At 67.4% G+C, this 20,401-nt stretch carries 14 protein-coding genes; 10 read left to right on the top strand and 4 right to left on the bottom strand.

Translation table 11 applies throughout. From position 1 onward, the window contains the following. Positions 1-148: 148 nt before the first annotated feature. Positions 149-1,678, bottom strand: a complete 1,530-nt coding sequence (norR, locus tag AC6CIE_RS10690) for a nitric oxide reductase transcriptional regulator NorR (RefSeq protein ID WP_175123039.1) — start codon at positions 1,676-1,678, stop codon at positions 149-151. Between the two features lie 152 nt (positions 1,679-1,830). Here norR and ytfE point away from each other — a divergent pair, with 152 nt between their 5' ends. The 3 genes from ytfE (at position 1,831) to AC6CIE_RS10705 (ending at position 4,004) form a co-directional block, all read left to right on the top strand. Next, positions 1,831-2,502 (top strand): iron-sulfur cluster repair protein YtfE, encoded by a 672-nt coding sequence (ytfE, locus tag AC6CIE_RS10695; RefSeq protein ID WP_175123038.1) that lies wholly within the window; start codon positions 1,831-1,833, stop codon positions 2,500-2,502. Between the two features lie 60 nt (positions 2,503-2,562). Continuing rightward, positions 2,563-2,973: a hemerythrin domain-containing protein gene (locus tag AC6CIE_RS10700; RefSeq protein WP_175123037.1), complete on the top strand. Its 411-nt coding sequence runs from the start codon at positions 2,563-2,565 to the stop codon at positions 2,971-2,973. 113 nt (positions 2,974-3,086) lie between these two features. Next, on the top strand, positions 3,087-4,004 hold the full coding sequence (locus AC6CIE_RS10705) for a DUF808 domain-containing protein (protein WP_191576815.1): 918 nt from the start codon (positions 3,087-3,089) through the stop codon (positions 4,002-4,004). Positions 4,005-4,148: 144 nt separating this feature from the next. On the opposite strand, the gene AC6CIE_RS10710 is transcribed toward AC6CIE_RS10705, so the two are convergent. From AC6CIE_RS10710 to AC6CIE_RS10720, 3 genes are read right to left on the bottom strand one after another with little or no spacing between them, the layout of a single operon-like run. Next, positions 4,149-5,609: an efflux transporter outer membrane subunit gene (locus tag AC6CIE_RS10710; protein ID WP_218344821.1), complete on the bottom strand. Its 1,461-nt coding sequence runs from the start codon at positions 5,607-5,609 to the stop codon at positions 4,149-4,151. A 2-nt stretch (positions 5,610-5,611) separates the two neighbouring features. Beyond that, the gene (locus tag AC6CIE_RS10715) at positions 5,612-8,797 is read right to left on the bottom strand and encodes an efflux RND transporter permease subunit (protein WP_175123034.1); all 3,186 of its coding nucleotides are present in this window, start codon (positions 8,795-8,797) and stop codon (positions 5,612-5,614) included. Then, entirely contained in the window at positions 8,794-9,885 is a 1,092-nt protein-coding gene (locus AC6CIE_RS10720; protein ID WP_175123033.1) for an efflux RND transporter periplasmic adaptor subunit, read from the bottom strand. Before AC6CIE_RS10720 ends, AC6CIE_RS10715 begins: the two co-directional genes overlap by 4 nt. Before the next feature lie 232 nt (positions 9,886-10,117). Between AC6CIE_RS10720 and AC6CIE_RS10725 the strand changes: the two genes are divergently transcribed. The 7 genes from AC6CIE_RS10725 (at position 10,118) to AC6CIE_RS10755 (ending at position 20,370) form a co-directional block, all read left to right on the top strand. Next, the gene (locus tag AC6CIE_RS10725; protein ID WP_175123032.1) at positions 10,118-10,741 is read left to right on the top strand and encodes a TetR/AcrR family transcriptional regulator; all 624 of its coding nucleotides are present in this window, start codon (positions 10,118-10,120) and stop codon (positions 10,739-10,741) included. 149 nt (positions 10,742-10,890) lie between these two features. Continuing rightward, positions 10,891-12,864: a BCCT family transporter gene (locus AC6CIE_RS10730; RefSeq protein WP_175123031.1), complete on the top strand. Its 1,974-nt coding sequence runs from the start codon at positions 10,891-10,893 to the stop codon at positions 12,862-12,864. Positions 12,865-13,040: 176 nt separating this feature from the next. Continuing rightward, positions 13,041-14,171 (top strand): efflux RND transporter periplasmic adaptor subunit, encoded by a 1,131-nt coding sequence (locus AC6CIE_RS10735; protein WP_498092211.1) that lies wholly within the window; start codon positions 13,041-13,043, stop codon positions 14,169-14,171. 15 nt (positions 14,172-14,186) lie between these two features. Continuing rightward, the gene (locus AC6CIE_RS10740) at positions 14,187-17,288 is read left to right on the top strand and encodes a MexW/MexI family multidrug efflux RND transporter permease subunit (RefSeq protein ID WP_498092212.1); all 3,102 of its coding nucleotides are present in this window, start codon (positions 14,187-14,189) and stop codon (positions 17,286-17,288) included. A gap of 10 nt (positions 17,289-17,298) precedes the next feature. Continuing rightward, positions 17,299-18,756, top strand: a complete 1,458-nt coding sequence (locus AC6CIE_RS10745; RefSeq protein WP_498092213.1) for an efflux transporter outer membrane subunit — start codon at positions 17,299-17,301, stop codon at positions 18,754-18,756. A gap of 58 nt (positions 18,757-18,814) precedes the next feature. Then, positions 18,815-19,474, top strand: a complete 660-nt coding sequence (locus AC6CIE_RS10750; protein ID WP_175123027.1) for a helix-turn-helix transcriptional regulator — start codon at positions 18,815-18,817, stop codon at positions 19,472-19,474. Then, positions 19,471-20,370, top strand: a complete 900-nt coding sequence (locus AC6CIE_RS10755) for a LysR family transcriptional regulator (protein ID WP_498092214.1) — start codon at positions 19,471-19,473, stop codon at positions 20,368-20,370. The genes AC6CIE_RS10750 and AC6CIE_RS10755 overlap by 4 nt, the downstream gene beginning before the upstream one ends. Positions 20,371-20,401 lie beyond the last annotated feature (31 nt).

A 20,401-nucleotide genomic window follows, 5' to 3' on the forward strand; every position in this document is an offset into this window, starting at 1 on the left:
GCAGCGCGAATCGTTGCCCATGATCGGCGCAATAGCCAGACCGGGCCGCCCGCGTTACGCGAGGCGGCCCATTTCATTTTGGGTAGCGCTGGTTTCACGAATTTCTGATCGGCATACCGGCTGCAGCACAACATTCCGGTGAACCGCCTCAGGCTTTCAGTCCCAGCCGTCTTGCCAACTTATGCAGGTTGCTCGGATCCACATCCAGCGCCCGCGCCGCCACCGCCCAGTTGCCCTGATTGACATCCAGCGCGCGCCGGATGACCTGACGCTGGCAGGCGTCCACCGCGTCCCGCAGCGATTGCAAGGGTGCGCTTGCATCGGGCGCCTCGGCCGCATCATCCTCCAGCGACGCGGGCATGTCGCCATCGGACAAATCCAGCAGCTTGGCCCCCAGCGTGACAATTTCGTTGCGGCTGGCGCCGTGGCTGACGGCCTTGATGGCGGCGCGGCTGATGACGTGTTCCAGTTCGCGCACGTTGCCCGGCCAGCGGTAGCGCCGCATCATTTCCTCGGCCTCGGGCGATAGCCGCAGGCTGCGCAGACCGAGCCGCGCGCGGTTCAGTTCCAGATAGCGTCCGGCCAGCAGCAGGATGTCGTTGCCGCGGTCGCGCAGGGGCGGGATGGGAATGGGATAGACCGACAGCCGATGATAGAGGTCGGCGCGGAAGTCGCCCGCGCGCACCAGGTCGCGCAGGCTGCGGTTGGTGGCCGCCACGATACGCACGTCCACGGTGCGCGGGCGGTCGTCGCCCAGCCGCTGGATCTCGCCGTTCTGCAGGGTGCGCAGCAGCTTGGCCTGCACCAGCAGCGGCAGTTCGCCGACTTCGTCCAGGAACAGGGTGCCGCCATTGGCGGCTTCGAAGCGGCCGGGGCGGTCAGCGACGGCGCCGGAGAATGCGCCCTTGGCGTGGCCAAACAGCTCGCTTTCGGCCAGCGATTCGGGCAGCGCGGCGCAGTTCACATGCACCAGCGGCCGGTCGCGGCGGCGCGACAACCCGTGCACGCGATGCGCGAACAGCTCCTTGCCCACGCCAGTCTCGCCCAGCAGCAGGATGGGCAGCTCTGAATCGGCCACGACTTCGATCTCGTGCAGCAGCCGGCCGATGGATTCGCTTTGGCCCAGGATGTCGCTGCTGGCCGGAGCGGCGCTGTCCGCCGGCGCCTGCCCGCGCGCCACGCGCAGGGCACGGATCTCGGCTTCAAGGCGCGTGGTGCGGAGCGCCGCTTCGAGCAGCACGATGTAATCGCGCAGGTCGGCCTGCGCCTCCATGTCGAACGTGCCGACCTCCAGCGCGTCCAGCGTCAGCACGCCCCAGGTCTTGCCCTCGATGTGCAGGCTGGTGCCCATGCAGTCGTGCACCGGCAGCGGTTCGCCCGCCATGCCATTGATGAGTCCATCGTAGGGATCCGGCAACGTGCTGTCGTGGTGAAAGCAGGTGACGCCGCGCCGTCCCAGGATGGCCGCCAGCCGCGGATGCTGCTGCACGGCGAAGCGGCGGCCCAGCGCGTCCTGGGTCAGGCCGTCCACCGCGATGGGGCGCAGATGGTCCTCTTCAAGCTGCAAGAGCGCGACCGCGCCGCAACGGAAATGGGTGCGAAGGCTGGAGACCAGTCGCTGAAGCCGGATGGCGGGCGGCAGGTCGGCGACCAGGTCCGCGAGCAGGAGATTTTGCATGGGGTGAATTCTACCGTTGCAAGGTGAATAGAACCCTCCTGTTGAAGGGTGATATCTACCCTTTAAATCGCAGGTGGTTGATAAATCGCAAGTTTTTCCTGGCACGGATTTCGCAAGTAGAGAAGCACCGCAATGATCTTTGGAGAGACGCGATGAGCATGGTTGAGCAATCCCTGGGCCAGTTGGCCCGCAGCATTCCCGGCGCCACGCAGGTGTTTCACGAGTTCGATCTGGACTTCTGCTGTGGCGGCAAGAAGAGCCTGGCCGAGGCGGCGGCCCAGCGTTCGCTGGACCCAGCGCAGATCGAGGCCCGTCTGGAGGCCCTGGCGCAGAATCCGCAACACGAAACCGACTGGGGGCTGGCTTCGCCGGCAGAACTGGTCGACCACATCCTGGCGCGCTACCACGAGGTGCATCGCCAGCAATTTCCGGAACTCATCCGCCTGGCCCTGAAGGTTGAACAGGTGCATGCCGACAGCCCGGACTGCCCGGCCGGCCTGGCCGACCACCTGCGCACCATGCAGCAGGAACTGGAAAGCCACATGCAGAAAGAGGAACAGGTGCTATTCCCCATGCTGGCCCGCGGTCACGGCGCCATGGCGACCATGCCGATCATGGTGATGCGCATGGAACACGACGACCACGGCGTCGCGCTCGAACGCCTGATGGCGCTGACAAACAACGTGACGCTGCCGCGCGCCGCCTGCAATACCTGGCGCGCGCTGTACCTGGGCATCCGGCAGTTCAAGGAAGACCTGATGGCGCACATCCACCTGGAGAACAACATCCTCTTTGAAAACGCAGGCGCGCGCGCGCCGGCCTGACGGGCGCGGCAAGGAAGGGCGGGGCCCGCCGGCCCCGCGGCATCAGCAGGGAAGGTTTGTATGAACATCGACAAATTCAAGCAGCAGCACGTGGATATCCTGGAAGGGATCGCGACGCTGCGCAGGCTGGCCCTGGCGGGCGTGGCCCGCAACGCGGCCGAAATCGCCCAGGGCATCGTGGCCATGAGCGCCACCATCAAGCTGCATCTGGCGGTCGAGGACCGGGCGCTGTACCCGGCCGTGGCGCGCAGCGCCGACGCCGAACTGGCGCGCAAGGGGCGGGAATTCCAGGAAGAGATGGACGCCATCGCCGCCGCCTATGAAGGCTTTGCCAAGCGCTGGAACAACGCGCGCAACCTGGAACTGGACGAGCGCGGTTTCCGGGACGACGCCAACACCGTGCTGCGCCGCGTCCACGAGCGCATGCAGCGCGAAAACCGCGATCTTTACCCGCGCATCGAGGCGATGTAGCAAACCGGCCCGGGCCGGACACAAAAGGAATGAAAAGCGCCATCTCCGTTGCATGAAACCGGCGACCGCCGCCTGTACACTCGGAACACCTTACAGGGCGACAGGGGTTCTTGATGGCCGGAAGCAGTTTCTTCGCGTTGTTCGACGATATCGCCACCATCCTGGATGACGTTTCCGTCATGACGAAGGTGGCGGCAAAGAAGACGGCAGGCGTGCTGGGCGACGACCTGGCGCTCAATGCCCAGCAGGTCAGCGGCGTGCCGGTCAACCGCGAGCTTCCCGTGGTCTGGGCGGTGGCCAAGGGCTCCTTCATCAACAAGCTGATCCTGGTGCCCGCGGCGCTGCTCATCAGCGCGTTCGCGCCTTGGGCCATCACGCCGCTCCTGATGCTGGGCGGCGCGTTCCTCTGCTACGAGGGCGTCGAGAAACTGGCGCACAAGTACCTGTCTCACGGCGAATCCCCCGAAGGCCACCACGCTGCGCGCGCCGAGGCGCTGCAGAACCAGTCCGTCGACATGGTGGCGTTCGAAAAGACCAAGATCAAAGGCGCGGTGCGCACCGACTTCATCCTGTCGGCGGAAATCATCGTTATCAGCCTGGGTGCCGTGGCCGGCGCCGACTTCACGCGGCAGGTCGCGGTGCTGTCGATCATTGCCATCGGGATGACGGTGGGCGTGTACGGCCTGGTTGCCGGCATCGTCAAGCTGGATGACCTGGGCCTGTACCTCCGCCAGAAATCGTCGCGCGCGCTGGCCTGGATGGGCGAGCGCATCGTGGCCGCGGCGCCTTATCTGATGAAGACGTTGTCGGTGGTGGGCACGGCCGCGATGTTCATGGTCGGCGGCGCCATCCTGACCCACGGCATCCCGCCGGTGCATGCGGCCGTCGAACACGCCGCTGCGGCGGTTGGCGGGGGCGGCGTCGTTCACGCGCTGGTGTCCACGCTGCTCAATGCCTTGTTCGGCATCGTCGCCGGCGCGGTGGTGCTGGGCGTGGTCAGCCTCGTCAAGCGCCTGTTCAAGAAGGGCTGACAGGCAGCGGGATCCGGCGCGCCGGGCAGGCGGGCGTGACCGGGCAACGGGGGCGCCCGGAAGACCGCCACGCCGAAAAGGCCGTGGCGTACCGCTACCGCTACTTCTATCGACTGCTACTGCTACTTCTACCGACCGCGACCGCTACTGCTGCGGCGCGGCGCTCGCCGGCGAGCCCATCGCCTGAAACAACGCCGCCGTTTCCGTCATGCGGGCGTTGGCGTATTCCAGTTCTCGCAGGCGCGCCGCCACGTAATGCTGTTCGGACGCGTACTGGGTGTAAGGCGCCAGCGCACCCAGCCGAACGCGCTTGGCCGTGTTCTGATAGGACAGCTCCGCCGAGCGCCGCGAGGCTTCGGCTGATGCCAGCGCCTGCCCGCCGGCATCCAGCCGTGACAGCGTGTCGGCCACGTCGCGGAACGCGGTCAGCACGGTTTGCTTGTACTGCAACACGGCAGCCTCATAACGCGCCTTGGCGGCGCTGCGCTCGGCAAGCAACTGCCCGCCGTGGAAGATCGGCTGCGTCAGCGACGCGCCGATGGCCCAGATGGAGCCGGCGCCCGACAAGGCATCCGCCCACGCAAACCCGCCCTTGCCCATGGAAGCCGTCAGCGACAGGCTCGGAAAGAGCTGCGCGGTCGCCAGGCCCACGTCGGCGGCGGCCGCCACCAGCGCCGCCTCGGCAACCAGCACGTCCGGGCGGGAAGCCAGGAGTTCCGACGGCACCACTACCGGCACCGTATCGGGCACGGCGATCGTGCTGAAGGCCAGATCCGGCGGCGCCTGATCGGGGCTGCGGCCCAGCAGCACGGCCAGCGCGTGACGCGTCGCATGCCACCGCGCGCGCAGGCCGGGCAGCGATGCCTCCAGCGTGGCGGCATCCTGATCCGCGTCCAGCGCGTCGTTCTGCGACGCCGCGCCCAGTTCGTACCGGCGCTGCGTATCGCGCGCGACCTGCCGCAACAGCACCACCTGCTTTTCCGTCAGCGCCACCTGTTCGGCCAGCGAGGCCGAGGTGATCGCACCCGTGACGATGTTGGCCGCCAGCGAACGCCGCGCGGCTTCCAGCTGATAGGCCTGCTGTTCCACCTGCGCGGCGAGCGACGTGTTGGCAAAGCGCGCCGCGCCAAAGAGGTCCAGGTTGTAGCTGGCCTGCACCTGACCTGTGAAGACATTGAAGAGCGCAGTGGGCTGCGGCAGGTTGGGCATCGTCAGCGCGCGGTTGCGCGTGGCGCTGACGCCCGCGTCCACCGTGGGCAGCAGCGACGAATTGACCTGTCCGCGCAATTGCTCGCGCGCACCGGCCAGATTGCGTTCGGCGGCGGCCAGGTCGGGGCTGTTGGCCAGGCCTTCTTCGACCAGCGCATTCAGCGCGTCGGACTGGTAACGCGTCCACCATTGCGGGACCGGGTGCGCGCCGCGTTCGAAGCGCTGTGCCACGCCCTGCGCGGCGGCGCCGGCGGCAGGGGCGGCCTCGACCCCGTATTGCGCGGGTTCGGCCATCGCGGGCGGCCTGCTGTCCGGCGCAAAAGCGCAGGCGCCCAGCGCCAGCACCAGCGGCAGCGCGGCAAATCGCAGGCAGACGGAAGGGATGGAATGTTGCATCGTCAGGCTCCTCGTTCCACCGTGTCGCCCGCGTTGGCGCCGGGCGGCACGCCTTCAGGTTCGTCGCGCTCGTCGTGCTTCACGCGGAACCACGCGGCATACAGGGCCGGCAGGAAGAACAGCGTCAGCACCGTGGCGCTGGTGATGCCGCCCATCAGGGCCGTCGCCATGGGGCCGAAGAAGTTGCTGCGCAACAGCGGAATCAGCGCCAGCACGGCGGCGGCCGCCGTCAGCGTGATCGGCCGGAAGCGCCGGACCGTGGCGCCCACGATGGCGTCCACACGTTTGTGGCCCGCGCTGATGTCCTGATCGATCTGATCCACCAGGATGACCGAGTTGCGCATGATGATGCCGAACATGGCAATCACGCCCAGCATCGCGACAAAGCCGAAGGGCTTGCCGAACAGCAGCAGGGCGGCCACCACGCCGATCAGCCCCAGCGGCGCGGTCAGCACCACCATCAGCACGCGGGCGAAGCTTTGCAGCTGCACCATCAGCAGCGTCAGCACGGCCACCGCCATCAGCGGCATCTGCGCGTTGATGGACGTCTGGCCCTTGGCGCTTTCCTCCACCGGGCCGCCGACTTCGATGCGGAAACCGACCGGCAGCTCGGCGCGCAGCGTGTCCAGCTTCTTGTCGATGGCGCGCGTGACGTCGATGCCTTGCGCGCCGCCGATCACGTCGGCCTGGACGGTGATCGTGGGTTGGCGGTCGCGTTCCCAGATGACGCCGTACTCCAGGTCGTACTTCACCTGGCCGATGCTGCCCAGCGGCACGGGACCGTTCGCCGTGGGCATTGCCAGCGTGGCAAGGCGGGCGGGGTCGACGCGCTCTTCGCGCGGGGCGCGCAGGCTGACGTTGATGAGCTTGTCGCGTTCGCGGTACTGCGTCACGGTGTAGCCCGACAGCGTCATCGCCAGGAAGTCCGAGATGTCGCTGGAGCTGATGCCCAGTTCGCGCGCCTTCTGCTGGTCGACTTCGAAGCGGACCGAGCGCTCGGAAGGCTCGTCCCAGTCGAACTGCACGTTGGCCGAACGTGTGTCGGCGCGGACTTCGGCGGCCACCTTCTCGGCCACCGCTCGCACGTCCGGGATCTTGTCGCCGCTGACGCGGAACTGCACCTGATAGCCGACCGGCGGTCCGTTCTCCAGCCGCGACAGGCGGCTGCGGATGGCGGGGAAGTCGCTGCGCAGCATCGGCTCCATCCACTGCGCAAGCTTTTCGCGATCTTCCACCGAATGTGTCGTGATGACGAGCTGGGCGAAGTTGGGCGTCGCCAACTGCTGGTCCAGCGGCAGGTAGAAGCGCGGGGCGCCCGTGCCCACAAAGCTGACCGAATGCGCGATTTCGGGCCGGCCCTCGATCGCCTTTTCCAGACGCTCGACCTGGCGCAGCGTCGCCGCAAACGACGCGCCTTCCTGCAGCCGCACGTCGACCAGCAGCTCGCTGCGGTCCGAGCTCGGAAAGAACTGCTGCGGCACGAACTTGAAGCCCGCCATGGCCACGGCAAAAACAATTACCGTGCCGGTCAGCACCAGAAAGCGGCGGTCCACGCACCACGCCACCCAGCCGCGCAGGCGCTGGTAGAAGCGTGTGTTGTAGATGTCGTGTTCGTGGTCGTGCGGCAGATGCGCCTCGCGCTTGCGCTCGGGCAAGAGGCGGTAGCCCAGCAACGGAATCAGCACCACGGCCGCGAACCACGAGGTGATCAGCGCAATGGCGGACACCTGGAAGATCGAGCGCGTGTATTCGCCCGTGGCGGACTTGGCCAGCGCAATCGGCAGAAAGCCCGCCACGGTGACCAGCGTGCCGGTCAGCATCGGAAACGCGGTGCTGGTGTAGGCGAACGCGGCGGCGCGTGTGCGGTTCCAGCCTTGTTCCAGCTTCACCGACATCATCTCGACCGCAATGATGGCGTCGTCCACGAGCAGGCCCAGCGCCAGCACCAGCGTGCCCAGCGACACCTTGTGCAGGCCGATGCCGAACATCTCCATGAACAGCGCCGTGATGGCCAGCACCACGGGGATGGAAATCACCACCACCATGCCCGTGCGCAAGCCCAGCGACACCAGGCTCACGGCCAGCACGATCGCCACGGCTTCCGCGACGGAGCGCAGGAATTCGTCAACCGAATGCGACACCGCCGTGGGCATGCTGGAGACTTCCTTCAACGTGAGGCCCGCAGGCAGTTGGGCCTGCATTTCCTTGAACTTCGCGTCCAGCGACTTGCCCAGGCGCACCACGTCCTGATTCGGCTGCATGGTGATGCCGATGCCCAGCACCGTTTCTCCGCTGAACCGCATCTGCTGCGCGGGCGGATCGTCATAGCCGCGATGAATGGTGGCGATGTCGCCCAGCCGGATCGACTTGTCGTTCACGCGGATCAGCGTGTCCGCCAGCGCCCGGCTGTTGGGAAACTGCCCAGAAGGCCGCACGAAGATGCGGTCGTCGGCCGTGGTCAGCGTGCCCGCGCCCTGCACGGCGTTCTGGCTGTTGATGGCCTGCGCGATCTGTTGCGGCGACACGCCCAGCCGGGTGAGCTGCGTGTTCGTGATCTCGATGTAGATGTGTTCGGGCTGATCCCCGAAGTAATCCACCTTGGCCACGCCGGGCACGCGCAGCAGCACTGTGCGCAGCTTGTCCGCATAGTCGTGCAGCTGCGCCGGCGAAAAGCCGTCGCCCTGCAAGGTATAGATGTTGGTGTAGACGTCGCCGAACTCGTCATTGAAGAACGGCCCCTGCACGCCTTGCGGCAGCGTGGCCCGCATGTCGCCCACCTTCTTGCGCACCTGGTACCACTGGTCCGCCACCGTGTTGGCGGGGGCCGAGTCCTTCATCGTGTAGAAGATCAGCGATTCGCCGGGCCGCGAGTAGCTGCGCAGGAAGTCCGTATTGGCGGTTTCCTGGAGTTTCTTGGCGATGCGGTCGGTGACCTGCTCCTGCACCTGCTGCGCGGTGGCGCCCGGCCACAGGGTCTGGATCACCATGACACGGAAGGTGAAGGGCGGGTCTTCGGACTGCGCCAGCCGCGAATACGACAGCACGCCGAACAGCGTGACGAGCGTGATGATGAAGATCACCAGCGGCTGATGCCGCAGCGCCCAGGCCGACAGGTTGAACCGGCCTTCCTCGTGGCGGTGGGCGTCCTGGCCGGCTTGCTTGCCCCCTTCCTGGCCGGGGGCGCTCATGACGCGAAGTCCTCGGGATGCAGCGGCGGCACCGGGCGCACCTTCTCGCCCGCCGACACCGTATGCACGCCTTGCCACACCACGCGCTCGCCGGCCTGCAGGCCTTGCGACAGCGTGACGGTGCGCGCGTCGTATCGAAGCACCTGCACGCGACGCAGTTCCAGCGTGTCGGCATCGGGCTTGACGATCCACACCGCGGGCTCCCGGCCTTCATGGAACAGGGCGGTGGCCGGCACGGTAAAGGTGGTCTGCCCGTTGGCCGAGCGGTTGTCGAAGCTGATGTTGGCCGTCATGCCCAGCCGGACGTCGGGCGAGGGCGATTCCAGCGTGAGCTTGGCGCGGTAGGTGCGGCTTTGCGGATCGGCGGCCGGCGCAATCTCGCGCAGCACTGCCGTGAAGGTCTGGCCGGGCAACGGACCCAGCGTGACGCTGGCGCGTTGGCCGATCGCCAATCCCGCCAGCACGCTTTCGGGCACGTCGCACAGTGCGTCGATGTCGCCCGACCAGGCCAGTTGGTAGACCGGGGTGCCCGCCGCCACGTTCTGTCCGGTGTCGGCCTGTTCTGCCGTGATCACGCCAGCGTGGTCGGCCGTGAGGGTGGTGTAGTTGAGCTGGTCGGCCGCCAGCGCCGCCTGCTGCGCGGCCTGGTCCCGCTGCGCAAGCGCGGAGGCATAGGCGTTGCGGGTTTGTTCAAGCTGCGTCGCGGCAATCAGGTTTTCACGTGCCTGGGCGCGGTCGCGGTCCAACTGCTGCCGCGCGTAGTCCAGCTGGTGCTGCGCCGCGGACAGCGACGCGCGCGCCGCCGCGGCGTTCTTGGCCGCGTCGGCCGGATCCAGCTTGGCGAGGACCTGGCCGGGCGCGACGGTGTCGCCCAGCCGCACCTTGCGTTCGATGATCTTGCCGCCCACGCGGAACGACAGCGGCGTGCTGTAGCGGGCCTGGACTTCGCCGGGCAATGTCCAGGCGGGCAGGGCTTCGTCCGCCTGCGCGGGCATGGCGACCACGGGACGCGGCGCCGGGGCGGGCGCCTCCTCGCGGCCGCAGCCGGCCACGGCGGCAGCCAGGGCAAGCACGGCAGACATTGCCATCAGGCGTGTCAGGCGGTGGGGCAGGGAAACGGGAGGTAGCGGCGCTGCATCCGCAGCGGCGTGGCGCGCGGTGGAACGCACGGCCGGGCCAAGACAATTCACGAAACACCTCGCGGCGCGGAAAAGGGCAGGAAAAGGGCGAGTCGGACTCGATACGGACTGGATTCTAATACAGTCATGTATCCGGATTCAATGTTGAATCTGAAACCGTCGCCGATGCTAAACTCCGCCCATGTCAAAAGTCCGCCTAACCCGAGAGCAGAGCCGTGACCAGACGCGTCAGCGCCTGCTCGACGCTGCCCAGTCGATTTTTCTGTCCAAGGGTTTCGTGGCGGCCAGCGTCGAAGACATCGCCGAGCAGGCGGGCTATACGCGCGGGGCGTTCTACAGCAACTTCGGCAGCAAGTCCGAACTGTTTCTGCAACTGCTCAAGCGCGACCATGAAAACGTCATGGCCGACATGCGCGCCATCTTCGAAGCCGGCGAGACCCGGCAACAGATGGAAGCGCGCGTGCTCGATTACTACAGCACGCACTATCGCGAAAACGACTGTTTCCTGCTGTGGATGGAAGGCAAGCTGCAGGCCGCGCGCGATCCGGACTTCCGCGTGGGGTTCATCGCCTGTCTGCGCGAACTGCGCGCCGCCACCACCGAATACATCCGCCAGTTTTCGGCTCTCGTCGGCACACCGCTGCCGCTGCCGGCCGAGCAGCTTGCGCTGGGCCTCCTGGCTCTGTCCGACGGCATGCAGTTCAGCTATGCCTTCGATCCCCAGGCCGTCACGCCCGAGATGACCGAGGCCGTGCTGGCCGGGTTCTTCCGCCGCGTGGTCTTCGGCGACGCAAAGCCCGAATAAGACCGCGGCGCCGATCTGAAAACTTCCGATTCCTGACTCAGGTGATTGTCAGCTTGGGTGCGCCCGTGATAGTAATACCGGCGGTGCACCGGTCGTGCTGAGGGGGCCAGCGCCATGTTCCGCGACCCTCGGGCGCAAGGAGTGCATCCATGACTTCGGAATCCCGACCCGGCACAACCATCCATCGGCCCGTCTTCTTTTCCGCAGCCCTATTCACCGTGCTGCTCGTCGCCTTCGCCATCATTGCGCCCAAGGCGGCGCAGGACCTCTTCGGCGCGATGCAGGCCTGGATCATCAGCAACGCCAGCTGGTTCTACATCCTGGTCGTCGCGATCATTCTGCTCTCGGTCGCGTTCCTGGCCATCAGCCGGTACGGCGACATCAAGCTGGGCCCGGACCACAGCGAGCCCGATTACCGAAATTTCACCTGGTTCGCCATGCTGTTCTCCGCCGGCATGGGCATCGGGCTGATGTTCTTCGGCGTGGCCGAGCCCGTCATGCACTTCGTGTCGCCACCGGTGGGCGAGGGCGGCACGGTCGAGGCGGCGCGCGAGTCCATGAAGATCACCTTCTTCCATTGGGGCCTGCACGCCTGGGCGATCTACGCGGCGGTGGCGTTAACGCTCGCATTCTTCAGTTTCCGTCACGGACTGCCGCTGACCCTGCGGTCCGCGCTGTATCCGCTGATTGGCAACCGCATCCATGGCCCGATCGGCCATGCGGTGGACATCTTCGCCATCATTGGCACCGTGCTGGGCGTCGCGACGTCGCTGGGCCTGGGCGTGGCGCAGATGAACAGCGGGCTGAATCACCTGTTCGGCATTCCGGTCGGCGTGGTGCCGCAGATCATCCTGATCGTCATCACCTGCAGCCTGGCGACGATGTCGGTGGCCAGCGGGCTGGACAAGGGCATCCGCATCCTGTCGGAAGCCAACATGGTGCTGGCCGTGATCCTGCTGCTGTTCGTGCTGATTGCCGGCCCCACGGTGTTCCTGTTCCAGACCTTTGTGCAGAACACCGGCGCCTACCTGTCCGACATCGTCAACAAGACCTTCAACCTGTACGCCTACGAGCCGACCGATTGGCTGGGCGGCTGGACGCTGTTCTATTGGGGCTGGTGGATCGCGTGGTCGCCCTTCGTGGGGCTGTTCATCGCCCGCATCTCGCGCGGCCGCACCATCCGTGAGTTCGTCTGCGGCGTGCTGCTGGTCCCAGCCGGCTTCACGCTGTTCTGGATGACGGTGTTTGGCGACACGGCCATCTATTACATACTGGTTGGCGGCGACCAGGGCCTGGCGCAGGCGGTGGATAAGGACAGTTCGCTGGCGCTCTTCGCATTTCTTGAGTTATTGCCCTGGAGCAGCGTGATATCGGTCTTTGCCATCGCAATGGTGGCCGTGTTCTTCGTCACGTCCGCCGACTCCGGAGCGCTGGTCGTGGACCTGCTGGCCTCGGGCGGCGCGGACCGCACGCCGGTGTGGCAGCGGATCTTCTGGTCGCTGTCCATGGGGGCGGTGGCAATTGCGCTGCTGCTGGCCGACGGCCTGACCGCGCTGCAGACCGCCACCATCGCCAGCGCGCTGCCGTTCTCGATCATCCTGCTGCTGTCGCTATGGGGGCTGTTCAAGGCGCTCAAGCTTGACGCGACCAAGCGGGGCATCCGCTACCAGTCGCTCACGCTTTCCCGGCCGGCGCGCGGCGGCCAGTCCTGGGAACGCCGCCTGCGCAACATGGTCATGATGCCGCGCCGCGCCCACGTGCTGCGCTTCATCTCGGACGTGGTGCGGCCGGCCCTGGAAGACGTGGCCGATGAATTGCGCAAGCAGGGCTACGCGGTTGAGGTGCGCGAAGACGAAGTTGACGGCGGCGCGATCCTGGAAGTCTCGCACGGCGAACATCTGGACTTTTCCTACGCCGTCCAGCCGCAGGCCTTCGTGCGGCCCAGCCTGACGCCAGACGAGGCGGCCGACGAAGACGAGCGCAAGTATTTCCGCGCCGAGGTCCATCTGCGCGAAGGCGGCCAGGACTACGACATCATGGGTTGGAGCCGCGACGCGGTGATCGGTGACATCCTGGATCAATACGAGCGGCATCGTCATTACCTGCACATGGTTCGCGGTTGAGCCGATTGCGCTGATCCACCCGTTCCGTTTTTCCCCTTAGGCCACGCGCATCGCGTGGCCTTTTTTTCGCCCATAGGCCGCCGCTATCCCCTTCATTGCTTTCGCTGCTTTGACGAATCCCCCCGATTCGTGGATTATCCAAGCAAATTCTTGTTTAAATAAAAAGTGAGCGAAAAATGAAGGCGAAGGCAGGAGCATGGGCGGTTGTCGCCCTGGCCGTGGCGGCGGTGGCCGGCGGGGCGATGTACTGGAAATCCAAAGCGGCAACGCAGGGCGGCGGATGGTCGATGCCGCCCGCCAAGGTCGCCGTGGCCGCCGCAGTGCAGGCGGATTTTCCGGTCGTCCTGGCCGGCATCGGCTCGCTGGAAGCCACGCGCCAGGTGTTGGTGCCCGCCGAGGTGGACGGTCGTGTCGCGCAGATCCTGTTCACGCCGGGCGAGTCCGTGAAGGCCGGGCAGTTGCTCGTGCAGTTGAATGACGCGCCCGAGCAGGGCGAGCTGGCGCGGCTGCAAGCGCAGGCGCGCAACGCGCGGGCCTTGCTGGACCGCACGCGCCGGCTGGTGCCGCTGCAGGCCGCAACGCGCGAACAGCTTGATCAGGCGCAGGCCGACCATGAGCAGGCCGCCGCCGACGTGCGGCGCGTGCAGGCGCTGATCGACCAGAAGCGCATCAAGGCGCCATTCGATGGGGTGCTGGGCGTGCGCCGCGTGAACCTGGGCCAGTTTGCCCGCGCCGGCGATCCGCTGGTGTCGCTGACGGATGCGTCCTCCGTGTACGCCAACCTCACGCTGCCCGAACAGGCGCTGGGCACGCTGCGCGTGGGCCAGCCGGTGTCGGTGACGGTGGACGCCCACGCCGGCCGTGCGTTTCAGGGCAAGGTCACGACCGTGGAACCGCAGGTTGACCCTGGCACGCGCACGGTCCGCGTGCAGGCGCTGCTGGCCAATCCGGACGGCGCGCTGTCCGCCGGCATGTATGCGCAGGGCAGGATCAGCCTGCCCGACCGCCCAAACGTCATCACCGTGCCGGAGACGGCCGTGAGCTACAGCGCCTATGGCGATTCGGTCTATGTCGTGGCCGCGCCGGAATCCGGCACGGCCGGCGCGGCACCCACCGTCCGCCAGGCCTATGTGAAGACGGGCGAACGCCTGCGGGGCCGCGTGGTGGTGACCGAAGGGCTCAAGGCCGGCGACCAGGTCGTCACGTCGGGCCAACTGAGGCTGCATAACGGCGCGGCCGTCGAGATCCTGCCGGACGACACCGTGGCGCTGACCGCGCCGGGGCAGACCGTGGCGCAAGCCCGGTAAGGCACGGAGGCTCCCATGAAGTTCACCGATCTTTTCGTGCGCCGCCCCGTGCTGGCGCTGGTGGTCAGCACGCTCATCCTGCTGCTGGGCGTCAAGGCGCTGAGCGGGCTGCCCGTCCGGCAGTACCCGCTGACCGAAAGCACCACCATCACCATCACCACGCAGTACCCGGGCGCCTCGCCCGACCTGATGCAGGGCTTCGTGACCCAGCCGATCACGCAGTCCGTCGCCACGGTCGAAGGCATCGATTACCTGTCGTCGTCGTCCACGCAGGGCCGCAGCGTGATCACCGTGCGGATGAAGCTGAACGCCGACTCCAACAAGGCCATGACCGAAGTGATGGCCAAGGTCAACGAGGTCAAGTACCGCCTGCCGCAGGACGTCTACGACCCGGTCCTGGTCAAGTCCGCGGGCGAGGCGACGGCCGTGGCCTACGTGGGCTTTTCCAGCACGAACCTGTCGCTGGCCGCGCTGACCGACTATCTGTCGCGGGTGGTGCAGCCGCAGCTCTCGTCCATCGACGGCGTGGCCAGCGTCGAGCTGTACGGCGGCCAGAAGCTGGCGATGCGGGTGTGGCTGGACCCGGACCGCATGGCGGCGCGCGGCATTTCCGCCGGCGAGCTGGCCGACGCGCTGCGCCAGAACAACGTGCAGGCGGCGCCCGGACAGGCAAAGGGCCTGTACGTGGTGTCCAACATCCAGGTCAACACCGATCTCGTCAATGTGGCCGAATTCCGCGATCTCGTCATCAAGCAGGAGGGCGGCGCCATTGTCCGGCTGGGCGACGTGGCCACGGTGGAACTGGGCGCGGCGTCCACGGATTCAAGCGGTCTGATGGACGGCGAACCGGCCGTGTACTTCGGCCTGAACGCCACGCCCGTCGGCAACCCGCTGGTCATCGTGAAGCGCCTGAACGAGCTGTTGCCCAACATCAAGCAGAATCTGCCGCCCGGCACCAGCGTGCAGGTGCCGTTCGAGCTGGCCCGCTTCATCAGCGCGTCCATCGACGGCGTGACGCAGACGCTGCTGGAGGCCATCGTCATCGTGGTGGCGGTGATCTTCCTGTGCCTGGGCTCGCTGCGCGCTGTGCTGATTCCGGTGGTGACCATACCGCTGTCGATGCTGGGCGGCGCGGCCATCATGGCCCTGTTCGGGTTCAGCGTGAACCTCTTGACGCTGCTGGCGATGGTGCTGGCCATCGGCCTGGTGGTGGACGACGCCATCGTCGTGGTCGAGAACGTGCACCGCCATATTGAAGAGGGCAAGTCGCCCGTGCGAGCGGCGCTGATCGGCGCGCGCGAGGTCGCGGGGCCGGTGATCGCCATGACTATCACGCTGGCGGCGGTCTATGCGCCGATCGGGCTGATGGGCGGACTGACCGGCTCGCTCTTCAAGGAGTTCGCATTCACGCTGGCCGGCGCGGTGGTGGTGTCGGGCGTGATCGCGCTGACGCTGTCGCCGGTGATGAGTTCGTTTCTCTTGAACGGCCGGGTGGCCGACGGCTGGATGGCCCGCAAGGCGGAACACTTCTTCGGCCGCTTGGGCGATGCCTATGGCCGCGTGCTGGACGTGTCGCTGCATCATCGCTGGGTCACCGGCGTGCTGGCCGTGGCCGTATTGGCCAGCCTGCCCTTCCTGTACAACGCCGCGCAGCAGGAACTGGCGCCGGTCGAGGACCAGTCCACGGTGCTCACCGCCATCAAGTCGCCGCAGCAGGCCAACATCGACTACGTCGAGAAGTTCGGCAAGAAGTGGGACGACGTCATGAAGACGCTGCCCGAGCAGAACGGACGCTGGCTGATCAATGGTTCCGACGGCGTGTCCAACAGCATCGGCGGCGTGAACTTCGTGGACTGGCAGGACCGCAAGCGCTCGGCCGACGAGATCCAGGCCGACATGCAGGCGATGGCGAATGGCGTGGAAGGCAGCAACATCTTCGCGTTCCAGCTGCCGTCCTTGCCCGGCTCCACCGGCGGGCTGCCCGTGCAGATGGTGCTGATGAGCGCGTCGGACTATGCCGTGGTCTATGACGCCATGGAGAGCCTGAAGAAGGCCGCGCGCGAAAGCGGCCTTTTCATGGTGGTGGACAGCGACCTGGACTACAACAATCCGGTTGTGCAGTTGAAGGTGGACCGCAGCAAGGCGAACAGCCTGGGCGTCACCATGAAAGCCATCGGCGACACGCTGGCGGTGCTGGTGGGCGAAAACTACGTCAACCGCTTCGGCATGGACGGGCGTTCGTATGACGTCATTCCGCAAAGCCTGCGCGAGCAGCGCATCTCGCCGCAGGCGCTGGCGCAGTACCACGTGAAGAGCGCCTCGGGCGCGCAGGTGCCGCTGTCCAATCTGGTGTCGGTGTCGATGGGCGTGGAGCCCAACAAGCTCACGCAGTTCAACCAGTTGAACGCCGCCACGTTCCAGGCCATTCCCATGCCGGGCGTCACCATGGGCGATGCGGTGCGGTTCCTGACGCGTGAGGCGCAATTGCTGCCGGCAGGCTTCAGCTACGACTGGCAGTCCGACGCGCGCCAGTTCACGCAGGAAGGCTCGGCGCTGATGATCACCTTCATCTTCGCCATCATCGTCATTTACCTGGTGCTGGCCGCGCAGTACGAAAGCCTGCGCGATCCCTTCATCATCCTGGTGAGCGTGCCCATGTCGATCTGCGGCGCGCTGATTCCGCTGGCGCTGGGCATGGCCACCGTCAACATCTACACGCAGATCGGGCTGGTGACGCTGATCGGGCTGATCAGCAAACACGGCATCCTGATGGTGGAGTTTGCCAACGAAATGCAGGTCAGCCATGGGCTGGACCGGCGGGCGGCCATGGAGCAGGCCGCCCGCATCCGCCTGCGTCCCATCCTGATGACCACCGCCGCCATGGTCATGGGGCTGATCCCGCTGCTGTTCGCCACCGGCGCCGGCGCGCACAGCCGCTACAGCCTGGGGCTGGTCATCGTGGTGGGCCTGCTGGTCGGCACGCTGTTCACGCTGTTCGTGCTGCCCACCGTCTACACCGTGTTTGCCCGCGATCACCGGGCGGCCAACGACACGCCGCGTGCCCGTGAACTGGCGCAGGCTGACGCCGAGGACGCGCGCGCCGCGGCCTCGCATTGAGGAATCGAACATGAATAAGCTGCACCGCTATCCCCGGCTGAGCCGCAGTGCCGTCGTGCTGCTGGCTGCCCTGGCCTTGGCCGGCTGCGCCGTCGGGCCGGATTACCAACAGCCGAACCCGGCGCCCGTCGTCCTGGCCAGCCCCGAGCAGGCGCTCTTTTCCACCGACCAGGTCCAGCGCGACTGGTGGAAGCAATTGCAGGACCCGCAGCTCGATCGGCTGATCGACATGGCGCTCGCCCGCAACCTGGATATCCGCATCGCCCAGGCGCGCCTTGCCGAATCGCGCGCGGTGCTGGACGAAAGGGAACTGGACAAGCTGCCCGTCGTGACCCTGGGCGGCGGTTACGCGCGCAGCCTGTCGCAGGCGAACCCCGGCGTCGCCGGCCAGCGCAATCTGGCCGAAAGCTATCGCGCGGGCTTCGACGCGACCTGGGAGCTGGATCTGTTTGGCCGGCTGCGCCGCGCGGCCGAGGGCGCGGCGGCCCGCAGCGAGGCGCAGGCGGCCGACCTGGCGCAGGCGCGCATCGTGGTCGCGGCCGAGGTCGCGCGCAACTATTTCGAGCTGCGCGGCGCCGAGCAGCGGCTGGCCGTGGCGCGCGCCAACCTCGCCAGCCAAGAGGACAGCCTGCGCGTGACGCAGGCCATGGTGTCGGCTGGCCGCGGCGACGAAGGCGACCTGGCCAGCGCGCGGGCGGAGCTGGAGACCGTGCAGGCCAGCATCCCCGTGCAGGAGACCGCGCGCCGGCTGGCGCTGTACCGGATCGCGGTGCTGGCGGCCCTGCGCCCGGTGGAACTGGGTGCGCTGGATGCCGCGACGCCGCTCGCGCCGTTGACGGCGCGGCTGCCCATCGGCGATGTGGGCGCCTTGCTGTCGCGGCGTCCGGACGTGCTGGCCGCCGAACGCAACCTGGCGGCCGCGAATGCCGACGTGGGCGTGGCCACGGCCGAGCTCTACCCGCGCATCGACCTGGGCGGATTTCTGGGATTCGTCGCGCTACGCGGCGCGGACTTCGGCTCGGCGGCCAGCCGCGGGTTCAGCGTGGCGGCCGACGCGGGCTGGCCCGCCTTCCATCTGCCTACGGCGCTGGCCCGCAAGCGCGGCGCCCAGGCGCGTCTGGAAGGCGAGGCGGCGCGCTACGAGCAGGCGGTGCTGCGGGCGGTGCAGGAGGTGGAGGAGGCCCTGGCCGAGTACGGGCAGACGCAGCAGCGCCTGGGCAGCCTGGCGCAGGCCGCCGCGCACAGCGGACGGGCCGCGGAACTGGCCCGGCTGCGCTACCGCGAAGGCAGCACGCCTTATTTGACCGTGCTGGACGCGCAGCGTACGCTTTTGCGCGCCCAGGACGCCGTGGCCGTCGCCGAAGCCGAGTCCTACACGCGCCTCATTGCGTTATACAAGGCGCTGGGGGGCGGATGGCAGGCCCAGCCCGCCGACGCCGTGGCGGCAAGCCAGCCCGGCGCTGGCTGACCACCGCGAGCCGTCCGTGGCACCATAGGAACCTTCTTCCGGAGCATCGATACCTCTCATGTCTGACAGCTTGTCCCACCCGGCCGCCGCGACACCGCACCAGCCTGCGGACCGCGTGCTCATGACCCTGAAGACGCGCGGACCGCAATCCATCGCGGTCATCGCGCGCGCCATGGACGTGACGGCCGAGGCGGTGCGCCAGCAGATGACGCGCCTGCATGCCGACGGGCTGGTCGACTTCGAAAGCCAAAGCGCGGGCCGCGGCCGGCCCACCCAGATCTGGTTCCTGACCCAGGCCGGCCATGGGCGCTTCCCGGACACGCACGCCGAGATGACGGTGCAGATGATCGCGGCCGTGCGCCAGGTGTTCGGCGATGACGGCATCGACAAGCTGGTGCAGGTGCGCGAAGGCGCCATGCTGAATGTCTACCAGCAGGCGATGCAGGACGCGCCGGACTTGAAGACACGGCTTGCGCGCCTGGTCGACGTGCGCAGCGCCGAGGGCTACATGGCGGAACTGCGTGAAGACGGCGCGGATTTCGTCTTCATCGAGAACCACTGCCCCATCTGTTTCGCGGCCAAGGCCTGTATGGGCTTTTGCCGCAGCGAGCTGGAACTCTTCCGCAAGGTGCTGGGCGAGGGCGTGCAGGTCGACCGCGAAGAACACATCCTGGCCGGCGCGCGGCGCTGCGCCTACCGCGTCAGCCAGCGGCCATGACGCTCAAGCAGCTCGAGGCCTTCTACTGGGCCGCCACCTGCGCCAGTTTTGCCGTGGCGGCCGAGCGGCTGCATCTGTCGGTGTCTTCGCTGTCCAAGCGCATCACGGAACTGGAAGAGGGGCTGGGCCAGCCGCTCTTTGACCGCAGCGGCCACAAGGCCGTGCTGACCGACGCAGGCCAGCGCCTGCTGCCGCAAGCGCGCGGGCTGCTTGCCACGGCCGACCAGATCCGCGCCTCCATGACCGAAATGCCGGGTCTGCGCGGCCGTTGCCGCTTCGGCGTCGGCGAGCTGACGGCGCTGACCTGGCTGCCGGGGTTGATACGCGCCGTGCGCGCGGCCTACCCGGAGCTGGTGCTGGAGCCGTACGTGGACATCGGGCAGGTGCTGGAACAGCGCGTCGCGGACGGCGAGCTGGATTTTGCCGTGATCGCCGGCCGGTCTTCCCGCGCCGGCATTGCGTCATCGCCCATCGGCGAGGCGCACTTCTCCTGGGTCGCCGCGCCCTCGGTGCTGCAACCGGCCGACACCGGCATGACGATGGCCTTGCTGGCCCGGCTGCCGCTCGTCACGCTGCCCGAAGGCGCGGGCACCACGCGCATCATCGACGACTGGCTCGGCGGACGCGAATCCGCGGGCGAGCGCCTGTGCTGCAACAACTGGGGCGCCATCGTCGGGCTGCTGATCGAGGGCACGGGCGTGGGGTTGCTGCCCAGCCATTGGGCCGAAAAGCTCCAGGCCGAAGGCGGCCTGCGCGTCCTGCACGGCGAGCCCGAACTGGCCGCCTTGCCCTACGCCTTCCAGTATCGGCGCGACGACGCCCGGCCGCTGGTCGCCATGCTGCGCGACACGGTCGCCGCGTCGGCCGATTTCTCGGCCCCTTGCCGCCTGCCCTGAGCCTTTCGTCCGCAAGGCGGCCGCCACGGGC

The organism is Achromobacter sp. GQ309, assembly GCF_059759315.1.

What these genes read in the sequence shown, in the direction of transcription:
- norR (WP_175123039.1), bottom strand. Translation starts at nt 1,678, where the DNA reads ATGCAAAATCTCCTGCTCGCGGACCTGGTCGCCGACCTGCCGCCCGCC.
- ytfE (WP_175123038.1), top strand. Translation starts at nt 1,831, where the DNA reads ATGAGCATGGTTGAGCAATCCCTGGGCCAGTTGGCCCGCAGCATTCCC.
- AC6CIE_RS10700 (WP_175123037.1), top strand. Translation starts at nt 2,563, where the DNA reads ATGAACATCGACAAATTCAAGCAGCAGCACGTGGATATCCTGGAAGGG.
- AC6CIE_RS10705 (WP_191576815.1), top strand. Translation starts at nt 3,087, where the DNA reads ATGGCCGGAAGCAGTTTCTTCGCGTTGTTCGACGATATCGCCACCATC.
- AC6CIE_RS10710 (WP_218344821.1), bottom strand. Translation starts at nt 5,609, where the DNA reads ATGCAACATTCCATCCCTTCCGTCTGCCTGCGATTTGCCGCGCTGCCG.
- AC6CIE_RS10715 (WP_175123034.1), bottom strand. Translation starts at nt 8,797, where the DNA reads ATGAGCGCCCCCGGCCAGGAAGGGGGCAAGCAAGCCGGCCAGGACGCC.
- AC6CIE_RS10720 (WP_175123033.1), bottom strand. Translation starts at nt 9,885, where the DNA reads ATGGCAATGTCTGCCGTGCTTGCCCTGGCTGCCGCCGTGGCCGGCTGC.
- AC6CIE_RS10725 (WP_175123032.1), top strand. Translation starts at nt 10,118, where the DNA reads ATGTCAAAAGTCCGCCTAACCCGAGAGCAGAGCCGTGACCAGACGCGT.
- AC6CIE_RS10730 (WP_175123031.1), top strand. Translation starts at nt 10,891, where the DNA reads ATGACTTCGGAATCCCGACCCGGCACAACCATCCATCGGCCCGTCTTC.
- AC6CIE_RS10735 (WP_498092211.1), top strand. Translation starts at nt 13,041, where the DNA reads ATGAAGGCGAAGGCAGGAGCATGGGCGGTTGTCGCCCTGGCCGTGGCG.
- AC6CIE_RS10740 (WP_498092212.1), top strand. Translation starts at nt 14,187, where the DNA reads ATGAAGTTCACCGATCTTTTCGTGCGCCGCCCCGTGCTGGCGCTGGTG.
- AC6CIE_RS10745 (WP_498092213.1), top strand. Translation starts at nt 17,299, where the DNA reads ATGAATAAGCTGCACCGCTATCCCCGGCTGAGCCGCAGTGCCGTCGTG.
- AC6CIE_RS10750 (WP_175123027.1), top strand. Translation starts at nt 18,815, where the DNA reads ATGTCTGACAGCTTGTCCCACCCGGCCGCCGCGACACCGCACCAGCCT.
- AC6CIE_RS10755 (WP_498092214.1), top strand. Translation starts at nt 19,471, where the DNA reads ATGACGCTCAAGCAGCTCGAGGCCTTCTACTGGGCCGCCACCTGCGCC.